Origin of the sequence: Drancourtella sp. An12 (genome assembly GCF_002160935.1) — a bacterium.
Lineage (GTDB): Bacteria > Bacillota > Clostridia > Lachnospirales > Lachnospiraceae > Sellimonas > Sellimonas catena.
Window position 1 is genome coordinate 38,430 of the sequence record NZ_NFLO01000002.1, and the last position, 13,831, is coordinate 52,260.

At 43.3% G+C, this 13,831-nt stretch carries 11 protein-coding genes; all 11 read left to right on the plus strand.

Annotation, left to right across the window (positions count from 1 at the left end; all coding sequences use genetic code 11):
* Window positions 1-148 precede the first annotated feature (148 nt).
* The 11 genes from B5E64_RS02540 to B5E64_RS02590 all read left to right on the plus strand — a co-directional run bounded on the left by B5E64_RS02540 (window position 149) and on the right by B5E64_RS02590 (window position 13,827).
* Window positions 149-1,807 (plus strand): DUF885 family protein, encoded by a 1,659-nt coding sequence (locus B5E64_RS02540; RefSeq protein ID WP_087166971.1) that lies wholly within the window; start codon window positions 149-151, stop codon window positions 1,805-1,807.
* Between the two features lie 296 nt (window positions 1,808-2,103).
* Window positions 2,104-2,514 (plus strand): DUF3899 domain-containing protein, encoded by a 411-nt coding sequence (locus tag B5E64_RS02545; protein WP_087166972.1) that lies wholly within the window; start codon window positions 2,104-2,106, stop codon window positions 2,512-2,514.
* A 99-nt stretch (window positions 2,515-2,613) separates the two neighbouring features.
* A complete protein-coding gene (locus B5E64_RS02550; RefSeq protein ID WP_162610118.1) occupies window positions 2,614-4,395 on the plus strand; it encodes an ABC transporter substrate-binding protein in 1,782 nt (593 codons plus the stop codon).
* A 67-nt stretch (window positions 4,396-4,462) separates the two neighbouring features.
* Complete coding sequence (locus B5E64_RS02555) at window positions 4,463-5,419, plus strand: ABC transporter permease (protein ID WP_087166974.1); 957 nt, start codon at window positions 4,463-4,465, stop codon at window positions 5,417-5,419.
* A complete protein-coding gene (locus tag B5E64_RS02560; protein ID WP_162610119.1) occupies window positions 5,412-6,572 on the plus strand; it encodes an ABC transporter permease in 1,161 nt (386 codons plus the stop codon). Before B5E64_RS02555 ends, B5E64_RS02560 begins: the two co-directional genes overlap by 8 nt.
* Before the next feature lie 41 nt (window positions 6,573-6,613).
* Window positions 6,614-7,678 (plus strand): ABC transporter ATP-binding protein, encoded by a 1,065-nt coding sequence (locus tag B5E64_RS02565; RefSeq protein ID WP_087166976.1) that lies wholly within the window; start codon window positions 6,614-6,616, stop codon window positions 7,676-7,678.
* Window positions 7,671-8,606, plus strand: a complete 936-nt coding sequence (locus B5E64_RS02570; protein ID WP_087166977.1) for an ATP-binding cassette domain-containing protein — start codon at window positions 7,671-7,673, stop codon at window positions 8,604-8,606. Before B5E64_RS02565 ends, B5E64_RS02570 begins: the two co-directional genes overlap by 8 nt.
* A 141-nt stretch (window positions 8,607-8,747) precedes the next feature.
* The gene (locus B5E64_RS02575; RefSeq protein WP_162610120.1) at window positions 8,748-10,289 is read left to right on the plus strand and encodes a DUF885 family protein; all 1,542 of its coding nucleotides are present in this window, start codon (window positions 8,748-8,750) and stop codon (window positions 10,287-10,289) included.
* A gap of 15 nt (window positions 10,290-10,304) precedes the next feature.
* The gene (locus tag B5E64_RS02580) at window positions 10,305-11,984 is read left to right on the plus strand and encodes a M3 family oligoendopeptidase (RefSeq protein WP_087166979.1); all 1,680 of its coding nucleotides are present in this window, start codon (window positions 10,305-10,307) and stop codon (window positions 11,982-11,984) included.
* A gap of 270 nt (window positions 11,985-12,254) precedes the next feature.
* Window positions 12,255-13,358: an L-ascorbate 6-phosphate lactonase gene (gene ulaG / locus B5E64_RS02585; protein ID WP_087166980.1), complete on the plus strand. Its 1,104-nt coding sequence runs from the start codon at window positions 12,255-12,257 to the stop codon at window positions 13,356-13,358.
* Between the two features lie 16 nt (window positions 13,359-13,374).
* Window positions 13,375-13,827 carry a PTS sugar transporter subunit IIA gene (locus B5E64_RS02590; RefSeq protein WP_087166981.1) on the plus strand — a complete coding sequence of 151 codons (453 nt, stop codon included), beginning with the start codon at window positions 13,375-13,377 and terminating at the stop codon, window positions 13,825-13,827.
* Window positions 13,828-13,831 lie beyond the last annotated feature (4 nt).

Here is a 13,831-nt window from a genome sequence, read left to right on the forward strand (position 1 = left end):
AAGATAAAGTAATCAGGGACACTCTTTGAAAGTGCAGACTTTCAGAGAGTGTCCCTTTTTGTGTTGTATTGAAGAAGCGTAAATGCTGTGCTAAGATGAAGAAAAGATTATAAAACCGATCAATCGGACACAAAAGGAGCGAACGGAGATGGCAAAGGGATACGAAGAACTGAGACGACAGTACCGGGAACTGGACAGAGACTGCGCGTTGCTGTCCAGATTTTGGCTGGATGGCAAACAGAAGAAAAGCAAGATATTTCTTCCAACAGAAGAGCACATGAGACAGGCATGGAGCAGGGTGGAGGAATTGAAAAAGAGGATGGAGGAACTGGAGGAACCAGACCGGGTATTCTCCTTGATAAAGCATCATTTTAAGGACTTTCTGGATTCGCTGGAGTATACACTGCGTGATAAGGAAGAGCATCCGGAGGCGGATCACCTGGGTGTGCACTGGGAAATCGAGAATACTTCCCGGCTGAACCGGCATCCGGACGAGGAACGGTGTCAGGGGCTGACGGACTATCTTCGTGAGATTTGTGAAGCAAAGGACAGCGTGCTGGAACTGATTCAGGCAAGGGCAGAAGGAAGCACGGGAGATCTTTCGGAAGAATTCCGGAAAGAGAGCAGAATGGTAGAGATGTACCGGACGGACCTGAAGCGGTTTTTTCCTTCCTTCCAGGACGGACAGATGGAAAGGCTGGAGAAGGCGCTGATGAAGACGGAGACCGTTCTGAAAGAAATGGCGGCTGTCCTTCGGGATGAAGAAGCGCCGGCGTCGGAGACCGTGGAAGAAGACCTGAAGCAGACGATAAAGATGGATGCGGACGCCTACCGGACCATTCTGCAAAAACAGATGGGAGTGTCTTTGGATGAGCTCCTGTCCTGGTATCGGGAAGAGATCGAGAAGACCAGGGCCGAAGTCTTTGAGATCGCCGGGAAACTGGACATCCCGGAGCCTGCGCCGGCTACAATGGAAGAGGTCAATGATATTTTGTTCAAATACGAAGGCCCTTGCGATACTCCGGAGGAGATGCTGGACCGCGCAAACGAGTATCTGAAACGAACCAGAGCGCTGGCCCATGAGTATGTCCGGCTTCCGGAGGATGAAACGTGTATCTGTTTACCAGTGCCGGAGTGCTGCAAAGATTCCTACCCGTGGGGCGGATATGAAGGCGGAGATTTCAGTATCCGGCCGCTTGTGGGACAGATGTTTCTGAATGTTTACAACTACAAGAATGTAACGGACGGATGGATCCGGATGAATACTCTCCACGAAGCCTATCCGGGGCACCATGTACAGTATGTGAGGGCCGTGGTTGACGAGACGCCGGAGACGGTCAAAATCGGAGCCAAGCTGGTGCCGCTTCTGGAAGGGACCTGCCTTCGGACCGAGCGCGCATTCCAGGATCTCTTCTCGGAAGATCCGTTCTTCCCGCTCTTTGTCGCATACCGGCGGCATCATGCTTCCGTGCGGATCTGTGCGGATCTGATGCTGTTTTATTACGGGGCGTCTCTGGAGGAAGTAATCAGACTGTACGAAACGGAACTCGGATTCGACAGGGTAACGGCAAGAGGCCAGGTAAGGGCACATCAGAACTCGCCCGGGTATTTTACCTGCTATTACTACGGCATGAAAAAAATCTGCGATTGGGAGAAGGAGTACGATTTCTCCAAAAAAGAATTCACCGAGCTTTTGTTCTCCGCGGGATATATCAGCATGGACCGCTTTGAGGAACTGGTGAAGATGACCCCGAAAGAGCGGGAACACTATTTTCACGACTTTTGCAGCCTCCAGCAGGAAAAATAAGTAAAGAGAAAGAAATGCATTTTCGGTTTGGAAAATGTGTTTCTTTTTTTATGCTTCTATAACCAAAATGACTACCAGATAAGATCAGTAAATGATAATTTTGTTTAAAAAGCACAAAAGTGAGCGATGAAAATTGTATACTTATCTGAAAATAGTAATAAATGTCAGGAAAAGATTGACTAAAATATACGGGGGGGGGTAAAATGAAAGAGCCGTGATAAGAAAAAAAGGTGATGACCACCGATAAAGTATAGAATTACGAATTGACAGAAAAATAGTAAAGCGAGGGGAGAAAGATGAAAAAAATAATGTTAAAAACCTGCCTGAAAAACGAAAAAGTCAGGACATTTTCTATAGCACTTCTTTTAGCGATAATATTTCTTGTTACTCATTTCAAAGAGAGTACATTGTTAAATATTTCGAATACATTGTTCGTTGTAGCAGCAGTTTATATTGTTGTCGGGGGAACAAGGTATATACGAAATGTTGGGCTGTTCAAAACATTCTCATATATTGCTTATAAAAGACGTTGGAAACAGGGAAATAAACTGGATGGAGAATTGCATCCTATGAGCTTGGCTGATTATACGATTAATGTTGTTATGGATGAGACAAGACAGAAACCAGTTGCCTTTTCCCTGTGCATAGGGTGTGCGTGTACAGCTATATCAGCATTTTTAAGCTTTATAAGTTATCGGTTTTTTTGAACCTTAACCATGAAAAGGGAGGAAATAGAACAGAGAAAGGAGGATAGCTTTGTAATAACTGAATAATGCAAAAATAAAGAATGGGAGGATATGACTCGTATGAAAAAAACACGAATTTTAACAGCCGTTATGTTGACAGCAGCTCTGGGGTTAACTGCCTGTAGTGGGAATGGCGGAACGGAAGAAACTTCAGGTGGTAAAAAGTCAGAGAGTGGAGAAAAAGTTCTAAAAACATATTTTTCAGACACCCCTCAAACCTTAAACCCACATACTACGGCTGACAATTATGAACTTCTTCTTGATATGAGTGCAACATTGTATCGAGAGATCTGGGATGAAGAAGCGGGCGCTAAAACGTTTGTTCCGTCATTGGCGGATGGGGATCCTGTTGCAAAGGACGATTCGCATAAAGTCTGGACAATAAAGGTGCAGGATGGATTTACATTTACGGATGGAACGGAAATCAATGCAGAAACTGTTGAATATAGTATCAAAATGTTAAATGATCCCAAGCTTGCTAATCGTAATGTGAATGCAACTAATTTTGAAAATGGAGATGCTTATTTAAAGGGTGAATGTGATTGGGAAGAGGTAGGATTTCAGGCGATAGATGAAAATACAATTGAAGTAACATATGCAGAGAATTATGAACCGGAAAGTGCAAAAGATGTAAAAGATCTTTTCTGTTTTGTAGGAACAGCAGTAGTAAACCCGGAAGTATACGATTCGTGTTTAAACGCTGACAAGACGGAGTGTTCTTATGGATCAAGTTTGGATAAGTTTATGGCATCAGCCTTGTATGAACCGACATCATTGATTCAAGGACAGTATTTGGAATTGACACGGAGAACAGATGGGAAGGCTCCGCTGGAAGATGTATATACACCGGACAAGGTTGAATATCAGGCAATCACTGATGCCAATACAATTGTGCAAATGTTTGAAAAAGGGGAATTGGATGCAGTAGTTGCAAATCAGCCGGCATATGATGAATATGATGGAGCGCGTTATGTATATACCATTGATAACTATGGATTATTCATTAATTCAGAAACTCCGACATGTGAAGCGTTAAAAGATGTAAATCTTCGTTATGCATTTTACTGGGGTCTTGACAGAGAGTCTGTTGTAAAAGCTGTATTTCCAACAGCATTGCCAAGTGCATATCAGTATGTTCCGTTTTCAACAATGCCGGATCCGGCGGATAAAGATAATAAGACGGTAATGTATCATGAGACAAAAGAGGCTAAAGCGATCCGCATGGATGGTCATGAAGTGACCCAGGAAGGATATGATGCAGATCTGGCAAAAGAGTATTTTGATAAAGCCTACCAGGCTAATGGAGGTCAAAAAATTTCTATTACAGCAATTTATTCAGATAATAGTGAAGTAAGTAAAACGTGGGCGGAAGCAATACAGTCAGCATATCAGGAACTGTTTGGAGAGGATAAATTAGAAATCAAACTTCAGGCTACACCAGCTGCAATCATTTATGAAGAAATTGCGCGTGATAAGATGAACTACGATATGTGTCTCAGTTGTGGATGGGCAAATACATATGATGCACCATGGAATAACACGAATTTTGTGTACAGCGGACCATATGTATACAACACACAGTATTGTGTTATTGCAGACGATGAACTTTCAAAACAATGGGATGATCTGTTCTATAAATGCGCGATGTATGATTATAGATGGGATGCCCAGAAAAAACTGGAAGCAACAGCGAAAATGGAAGAAATCCTGTACAATGACTGCAGCTTTATCCCGGCATATTCGGGTGGAAGCCGTTACTTCTTTAGTTCCAAAATCACGCCATTAATGGATGAAGGAGATCCAGAATTGAAATTCTGTCTGATGCAGGCAAAATTTAACTAAAATTACGATACAGATGCCGCCAAAGCATCCTGCTTCTGGCGGCATAAATTAGAAAGAGGGATACTAGATGGTCAAATACATTATACAGAGACTGATTGCGGCTTTTCTGACATTTATTGTCATTCTGATTGTTGTTTTCTTTGTGCTTCATTCCATGCCTGGGGACATTATTGATTTTTCCCCAAAGCTGGATCCGGCCATTCGCGAAATGATCATGGATAAGTATCATTTGAATGATTCGCTGATTGCTCAATTTGGATACACGATGACAGACTATTTGCACTTTGATTTTGGTTACTCGCTTAAAGTGAGACCTGGGGTACCGGTATTTCAGTGTGTGCTGGAACGCCTTCCGGTAACAATACAGCTGAACTATTTTGCGGCATTCTTTATTTTGCCATTCGGACTGCTTTTTGGAATTACAATGGCGATCAAAAAAGATACGATTTACGATCATGTTGTAAGCAGCTTTGTTATTCTTCTCATATCGGTTCCATCCTTTGTGCTCGCAGCACTGATGCAATATTTTCTTGGATACAAACGGGGATGGTTTCCTCTGGTACTGGAGACGGAAGAAAGTTTGACGCTGTCAAAATTCTATTCCATGATTCTGCCGATTCTGGCATTGAGCTTCGGGGGAATAGCAAGTATTGCAAGAACATTGCGGGCAGAACTGGCGGAAGTATTGACAATGGATTTTATGATGCTGGCCAGAGCAAAAGGACTTAATTACAGACAGACGATTTTGCGGCATGCGTTAAGAAATTCATGTGTACCGCTTGCAAGTACCTTTTTATATTTATTTTTGGGAGTGCTTTCCAGTTCGCTTGTAATAGAACAGATTTTTGGAGTTCCTGGACTCAGTAAGACGCTTTTGCAGTCCATCAATGGGAAAGATCACTGGCTGACAATGGGCATTGTTATCTTCTATGTATTGATTGGACTTCTGATGGCGATTCTTGCCGATCTGTCGTATGGCTTTGTGGATCCTCGTATTCGGATGGGAGGTAAAAAGGATGACTGATAGAAAAGTTTATTTGGCAGATGGAGAGCCTTTGAGTGAAGAACTGCTCAATATGGGACCGTCAGAGTTCCAACTGGTAGAAAGAGAAGAAGAAATCAAGGATGTTGAATTTAAAACAGAAGCAGTATCTTATGGAAAAGATGTTTTCCGCAGATTTTTAAGAAGTAAGACGACGGTTGTTGCGGCATGTATAACGTTGTTTATTGTTTTTATGGGAATTGTTGGTCCGTACCTCAGTCCGTACAATTATCTGGAGCAAAATGTAGAGCTTAAAAATATGCCGCCCAGAATTCAGGGGCTGGAAAAGCTCGGAATTTTTGATGGCAGTGAGGTGTTGGAGGTCCAGAAGAGCAGCCTTGCTGAATACGAAGACTGCATTATTAAAAGTCTGGGAACGGTAACAGATAAATCTGCGTTTGGAACAGTGGAGATGGAGCGGATTAAAATTAATATGTACAAGTATAAAGGGGCGGATGACGTATATTACTGGTTCGGATCAGATGCACTGGGACGGGACCTGTTCTCAAGATTATGGCAGGGTACAAGAGTTTCCCTGATCCTGGCTTTCGCAGTTGTAGCAATCAATCTGACGATTGGCCTGATCATAGGTGCCATCTGCGGATACTATGGAGGATGGGTTGATTTGATTATCCAGCGCTTGATGGATGTTATCTGGAACATCCCTGCCCTGCCGCTGACAATTCTTCTGATCATGCTGTTTGGATCTGGGATACTCCCTCTGATGCTTGTATTCTGTCTGACTGGATGGATGGGCATGGCTAACGGGGTACGAATGCAGTTTTATCGCTACAAGAATAAAGAATATGTACTGGCTGCAAGGACAATGGGAGCAAGTGATGCCAGGATCATGGTCCGGCATGTGCTGCCAAATGCTGTAGGAACGATTATTACGCAGTGCGCATTGTCTGTTCCGAATGTCGTTTTCCAGGAAGCGGGACTATCTTATCTGGGACTTGGTGTTCAGGCACCAAACCCGTCGATCGGCATGCTCTTGTCTGATGCTCAGAAAGCGCTTTTGGATTATCCGTTTATGATTGTATCGCCGGGATTTGTGATTGTATTTCTGATGCTGGCGTTTAATCTGTTAGGAAACGGACTTCGGGATGCTTTCAACCCGACACTTAGACAATAATGAAGGATGAGAAATCAGATCAGAAAGGATAGGATATAGCTATGAACGAGGAGAGAGAAAAAGTACTGGAAGTAAAAGATCTGACGGTGTCCTTTCAGACGTATGCCGGGAAGGTACAGGCTGTCAGGAGCAGCAGTTTTGATCTGTATAAAAGGGAAACACTGGCAATAGTAGGAGAATCCGGATCCGGAAAATCGGTTACTGTAAAAACGTTGATGGGGCTTCTGGGAAGGACTGCTGTGATTGAGAAGGGAAGTGCTATGTATAAAGGCATGGACTTGACAAAATTGACAGAAAAACAGTGGGAAAAGATACGCGGCAGAGATATAGCCATGATATTTCAGGATCCACTGTCCTCTCTGAATCCGATAAAAAAAATCGGCAAACAAATTTCGGAAATATTTACAATTCTGCATAAAATGCCAAAGGCAGAGGCGAAGAAGCGGACATTGGAGTTAATGGCAGCAGTAGGAATACCGGAACCGGAGAAACGGTATAATCAGTATCCGTTCCACTTTTCAGGGGGAATGCGTCAGCGAATTGTGATTGCAATTGCACTTGCTTCTAATCCGGATATTTTGATCTGCGATGAACCAACTACTGCACTGGATGTTACTATTCAGGCGCAGGTGCTCGCCCTGATTGGAAATCTGCGAGAGAAGAAGGATGTGTCGACAATATTTATTACACATGACCTTGGGGTTGTCGCCCATGTTGCAGACCGGATTGCCGTTATGTATGCGGGAAAAGTTGTAGAGTACGGTACAGCGGAAGATATCTTCTATGATCCGCTTCATCCGTATACCTGGAGCCTTTTGGCATCCATGCCGGATACGAATCTGAAAGCAGGTGAAGAGTTGAGTGCACTTCACGGGACTCCTCCGAATATGTTGTTCCCTCCGAAGGGAGACGCATTTGCAGAGCGAAATCCATGGGCCGTTGCAATAGATTTTGAAAAGGAACCGCCGATGTTTAAAGTGAGCGATACACATTATGCGGCAACATGGTTGCTTCATCCGAATGCACCGAAAGTAAAACGTCCGGAAGTGCTGGAACGTAGAATCGCAAACAGTATGAGACGGAGGGAGGAACAGGCAAATGGTTAATAAGGAAATAGTGTTGGATGTCCGCCATCTGCAACAGTATTTTTCAAATGGCTTCGGAAAAAATAAAGTGGTTGTAAAAGCGGTGGATGATGTAAGTTTTCAGATTCCAAAAGGCGAGACATTCGGGCTCGTTGGAGAATCTGGATGCGGAAAAACGACAACAGGACGTACAATAATACGATTGTACAAACCGACTGGTGGAGAAATATATTTTAATGGCAGGCTGATTTCCGGAAAACTCAGCCATGAAGACAAAATTGCAGTCCATCAGGGAATTCAGATGATATTTCAGGATCCAATTTCTTCTCTAAATCCTCGTATGACGATTCAGGAGATTATCGGAGAAGGACTTCTGATTAATAAAGTTGTAAAAAATGATGAAGAATTGAGAAAAAGATGTGAAGAAATGATTGAACTTGTTGGATTGACAAAAGACCATTTAAGCCGGTATCCTCACGAATTTTCTGGTGGACAGAGGCAGAGAATCGGTATTGCCAGAGTGCTGGCGTCCAAGCCAAGTCTTGTCATTGCGGATGAGCCGGTTTCTGCTCTGGATGTATCGATTCAGGCACAGGTGCTCAATCTCCTGAATAAACTGAAAAGAGAGCTGGGGTTGACAATACTTTTTATCGCCCATGATCTTTCAGTGGTAAAATACTTTTCTGATTATATTGGAGTAATGAACAAGGGACGTCTTGTGGAAAAGGGGACTCCGGAAGAGATTTATAGTGAGCCAATTCATCCATATACAAAAGCACTTTTGTCGGCAATTCCTGTTCCGGATCCGGCATATGAGAAGTGGAGGGGATATATTACTTATAATCCGAATGTACATGATTATAGAGTAGAAAAACCATCCATGCATCATGTAAGCGGAAGTCATTATGTCTATTTGTCAGATTCAGAAATGGAAAAATATGTAAAATAGAACTGTCTGAGAGGAGAAAAGATGGGAAAAGAAGAATTATTACATTTGTATCGCCAACTTGACAAAGAGTGTGCTCTGCTTTCTAGATATCAGCTGGAAGAGAAGGAAACACAGGAAGCTTTTATTCCAGATAAGGACAATATGAAAAAAATCTGGGAACGGTGGAAGAGTTTATGCAGACGCGTGGCCGAACTGGAGGAACCGGACAGAGTGTTTTCCATGGTGAAGCATCACTTTCAGGATTTTCTGGAGTCTTTGGAATATACGTTTTATGATACAGAAGATCACCCGGAAAGGTATCATCTCACGATCCACTGGGAAATCGAGACAGTATCCCGTCTGAACCGACACACGGATGAAGAACGTTGTGAAGAATTAACGAGAAGTATAAACCAAAGGTGCAGGGTCAAAGAACCGTTTTTAAAACTGATGAAAGAAAAGTATGATACAGCCAGAAGAGAAGAGCTCGCAAGTGATTTTTTAGAAGAAAGCCGGACAGTCGAAAAGTGCCGTATAGATGAAAGAAAATTGTTTCCGACTTTTTCGGAGGGGCAGATAAAATGTCTGGACGAAGCGCTGGGAAATCTTCGGGATGTAATGGAAGAGATGGCAAATGATCTGGCAGAAGATAAGAGGAACGGACCGGAAATCAAAGAAGATGATTTGACGATTACTGTCAAGATGACGGAAGAAGAGTATCGAATTCTTTTAAATAAAAAGTTTGGAGTCTCTTTGGATGAACTGCTGTCCTGGTATCAGGAGGAGATGAATAAAACAAGAAGGAATGTTTTTGACATTGCAGCCGGTCTGGATATTCCGGAACAGGCACCGAAAACCATGCAAGAAGTAAACGATATCTTGATAAAGTATGAGGGACCGTGCAGCAGCGCTGAAGAAATGCTGGACCGTGCGAATGATTATTTAAAGAGGACACGAGCACTGGCGCATGAATATGTAAAACTTCCGGATGATGAAATTTGCCGATGTGTAGAAGTGCCGGAAAGCTGTAAAGAATCCTATCCTTGGGGTGGATATGAAGGAGGGGATTTCAGCATTCGGCCTTTCATAGGCCAGATGTTTTTGAATACATATAATTATCAGAATGTGACGGATGGATGGATCAAATTAAATTCGATTCATGAAGCCTATCCGGGACATCATGTGCAGTATGTTCGTGCTGCAGTAGACGAGACTCCCGAGACAGTCAAAATCGGAGCCAAACTGGTTCCGCTTTTGGAAGGCACATGTCTGAGGAGTGAGAAGGCTTTTCAGTTTATTTACGGAGAAGATCCATTTTTTCCGTTGTTTGTAGCCTATCGGCGCCATCATGCATCCGTAAGAATATGTGCAGATTTGATGCTGTTCTATTTCGGAAAAACACTGGAAGAAGTAGTGGAATTGTATGAAAAAGAACTGGGGTTTGATCGGGGAACAGCAAGAGGGCAGGTCCTTGCACAACAGTATACGCCGGGATATTTTACATGCTATTATTATGGGATGAAAAAGATCTGCGAATGGGAAAAAGAATATGGATTTTCGAAACAAGATTTTACGGAGTTACTCTTTTCGGCTGGATACATCGGTATCAGTCGGTTTGAAGAGCTGGTCAAAATGACAGCAGAAGAAAGAGAACGTTATTTCCACGAGTTTTCAAGCCTTCTTGCGAAAGAAAACAAGGTCTGAGAAAGGAGTGGCGTAATGAAACAGTTTTCGGAGCTTTTATATGAAAGGCCGGATTTTAAGACTGAAAAAGAAGCTGTAAAAAAGTATGCTTCCGATATCATGAATGCCCAGAGCCCTGAGGAGCTTGCGGAGATTTTTCAGAGAGAAGATCAACGAAGCAGACACATGTGGACGATGTATGATTTGGCGTATATTCGCAATACCATTGATACAACGGATTCGTTTTACGAGGGAGAGATGAACGCATTTTACGAGGAAATGGGTGAATTATCGCTTCTGTATCAAAAAGCGGAGTCTTCGATTTTGCAATCGCCATTTAGGAAAGGAATTGAAGAACGATTTGGTGCACTAATACTCCAGCGAATGGAAATGAATCAAAATCTGGTTAGTACTGAAGTTGTAGATGACATGGAATTGGAATCGGGGCTTTGTCAGGAGTACAATCGCCTGGTGGCATCTTGTGTTAGAGAATTTCATGGGGAAACATGTAACTTTGCCAAATTGTCCAAATTTATGCAGGATGCGGACAGGAAGGTGCGTAAAGAAGCGTTTCATGTGTGGGCGTCCATGTATGAGAGCATTGCCGGCCGGTTGGATGATATCTACGGCAAAATGATTGAAGTCAGAAGCCGTATTGCAGAACAACTTGGATTTGAAAGCTATATTCCGTATATTTATGCCCGCTTTGGACGGACGGACTATGGACCGGAAGATATCAGTCGCTTTCGGGGATTTATAAGAGAGAAAATAGTACCTCTCTGTGAAAAGCTGTACAGGGAACAGGCGCGGAAACTGGGGCTTGATTCTTTGGAATATTATGATGAATCGCTTAAAAATCCGGAAGGGAATGCAAATCCATGCGGTACAAAAGAGGAGATGCTTAAAAATGCATCGTTGATGTACCATGAACTGTCGAAAGAGACGGGCGAGTTTTTTGACTTTATGATAAAGTACAATATGTTTGATCTGGATAGCAGGCCCGGCAAGCAGCCTGGAGGGTACTGTGCCTTTTTATCAGAAGTTAAATCTCCGTTTATTTTTGCAAATTTTAATGGAACCAGCGCAGATGTAGATGTGTTGACTCATGAGATGGGACATGCATTCGAGGCGTATACAGCAAGCAGAATCTATCCGTTGTCTTCTATGATGTGGGCATCCAATGAGATAAATGAGACTCATTCTATGTCTATGGAATTTCTTACTTATCCTTGGATGGACAAGTTCTTTGGTGACCGGGCGGAAGAGTATCGAAGAAATCACTTGGCACAGGCGCTTGAAGCAATTCCTTTTATGGTGTGTGTGGATGAATTTCAGCACAAAGTATTTGAACATAAGCCGGATGCCATGGGGCGGAGGCGCATATGGCATGAACTGGAACAGGTGTATATGCCGTGGAGAAAGTATGATGGGAATGAATTTTTTGAAAGCGGCGGATACTGGATGCAGAGGCAGCATATTTTTATTAATCCGTTTTATTATGTGGATTATGCTCTGGCACAGATGGGAGCGTTTCAGTTTTATCGAATGATGGATGCGGATCCTGAGAAAGCATGGCAGGAGTACTACAGGCTCTGCCGTTCAGGCGGGAGCCGTGGGTACTTTGAGACAATGGAATATGCAGGAATCAGTAATCCATTTCAACAAAAGACAATTCAAGAGATTGTAGATTTCTTAAAGCCAAAACTCTTTTTATAGAACTCTATTAACACAGGGAACCAGCTATGTCTTGGAGAATTCTGAGACAGGGCTGGTTTCTTGTGTTTGCCTGTTGTGAAAATACACAAAAACCGAAGTCCTAAATTGTGCAAATCATAAAAAAATCAAGAAACGATCATTTAAATGATAAGTGCTCATATAAATCACTTGATTGAATTCAAAAAAAGTAATATACTACATATAAAGGAACAAGAAACAGGCAAAACGAAACAAAATATATGAATGTTTCGAACGAAAAGGAGGGCTTTTATGAGCAAAATCGACGACATCACAAGGGAGAGCTGGATTATGAGTACATTTCCGGAATGGGGTACCTGGCTCAACGAGGAGATTGAGGCAGAAGAGGTAAAACCGGGAACTGTAGCAATGTGGTGGCTTGGATGTACCGGAATGTGGTTCAAAACTCCTGGAAACTGCAACATCACAGTGGATCTGTGGTGTGGAAACGGAAAGAGAACACACGGCGATGGGAAGATGAAGGTCGGACATCAGATGGCAAATATGTGCGGAGCAAGAGCGATGCAGCCGAATCTTCGTGCCGTACCATTTGTAATTGATCCATTTGCGATCAAACAGGTGGATGCAGTGCTGGCAACCCATTACCATCAGGATCATATGAGCGCGGAGTATGCATCCCACGTAATCAAATCCGGCATGACAACCGTCAACGAAAAGGGTGAAGAGATTCCGGTTCCATTCATCGGACCAAAGAAATCCGTAGAACTGTGGCAGAAATGGGGCGTTCCGGCAGACCGCTGCATCACAGTGAAACCGGGAGATACCATTAAAATCAAAGACATCGAGATTGTTGCTCTGGACTCCTTTGACAGAACCTGCCTTGTAACAACGGATTCTACAGGACCGGACAGAGAAGAACTGACAGGAAAATGCCCGACCGACATGGATGAGAAGGCAGTAAACTACCTGATCAAGACACCGGGCGGAAACATCTACCACAGCGGGGATTCTCACTATTCTATCTACTTTGCAAAACACGGAAAAGATTACGACATCGATGTAGCATTTGGATCGTACGGAGAAAACCCGGTCGGAATGCAGGATAAGATGACATCTGTTGATATTCTTCGTATGGCAGAGGCTTTGAGATGTAAAGTTGTGATTCCGATCCACTACGATGTGTGGACCAACTTCATGGCAGACATCAATGAGATCCGCGTGCTTTACAATATGAAGAAAGACCGGCTGGATTACAAATTCCACCCGTTCTTCTGGGAAGTCGGCGGAAAATACGTGTACCCGACAGATAAGGACAAGATGGCATACCACCACAGGAGAGGATTTGAAGACTGCTTCGAAGCACCGCAGAACATTCCGTTCCGTTCCTGTCTGTAATAAGGAGGCAAAGAAGATGTTAAAAGAATTTGTGGAAAAGAAACATTACAAATTTGCCGAAAGCGCAAAAGACTGGAGAGACGCAATCCGTATGAGCTGTGAAGTCCTGGAAGCGGACGGGACGGTAGAGGGAAATTACAAAGAAGACATCATCAAGTGTGTCGAGAAATACGGTCCGTACATTGTAATCATGCCGGGGCTTGCAATGCCTCATTCTCAGGAATTCGCAGAAGGCGTACATAAGACAGAGATTGCCTTTATGAAACTGGAACAGCCGGTAAGTTTCGATCCGGACGATCCGGATAAGGATGCTGTTCTGTTTTTCACACTTGCTTCCTGCAATCCGGACCAGCATCTGGACAATATGTCAAGACTTGCCGAGATGCTTTCCAATGAAGAACTTGTGGAGGAGCTGAAAAAAGCAAAAGGTCCGGAAGATCTTCTGGCACTTGAAGAAAAATACTTATAAAGGA

Excerpts from the sequence above, each read along its gene's own strand:
- B5E64_RS02555 (WP_087166974.1), top strand. The coding sequence starts at position 4,463 with ATGGTCAAATACATTATACAGAGACTGATTGCGGCTTTTCTGACATTT.
- B5E64_RS02570 (WP_087166977.1), top strand. The coding sequence starts at position 7,671 with ATGGTTAATAAGGAAATAGTGTTGGATGTCCGCCATCTGCAACAGTAT.
- B5E64_RS02560 (WP_162610119.1), top strand. The coding sequence starts at position 5,412 with ATGACTGATAGAAAAGTTTATTTGGCAGATGGAGAGCCTTTGAGTGAA.
- B5E64_RS02575 (WP_162610120.1), top strand. The coding sequence starts at position 8,748 with ATGAAAAAAATCTGGGAACGGTGGAAGAGTTTATGCAGACGCGTGGCC.
- B5E64_RS02550 (WP_162610118.1), top strand. The coding sequence starts at position 2,614 with ATGAAAAAAACACGAATTTTAACAGCCGTTATGTTGACAGCAGCTCTG.
- B5E64_RS02540 (WP_087166971.1), top strand. The coding sequence starts at position 149 with ATGGCAAAGGGATACGAAGAACTGAGACGACAGTACCGGGAACTGGAC.
- ulaG (WP_087166980.1), top strand. The coding sequence starts at position 12,255 with ATGAGCAAAATCGACGACATCACAAGGGAGAGCTGGATTATGAGTACA.
- B5E64_RS02545 (WP_087166972.1), top strand. The coding sequence starts at position 2,104 with ATGAAAAAAATAATGTTAAAAACCTGCCTGAAAAACGAAAAAGTCAGG.
- B5E64_RS02565 (WP_087166976.1), top strand. The coding sequence starts at position 6,614 with ATGAACGAGGAGAGAGAAAAAGTACTGGAAGTAAAAGATCTGACGGTG.
- B5E64_RS02590 (WP_087166981.1), top strand. The coding sequence starts at position 13,375 with ATGTTAAAAGAATTTGTGGAAAAGAAACATTACAAATTTGCCGAAAGC.
- B5E64_RS02580 (WP_087166979.1), top strand. The coding sequence starts at position 10,305 with ATGAAACAGTTTTCGGAGCTTTTATATGAAAGGCCGGATTTTAAGACT.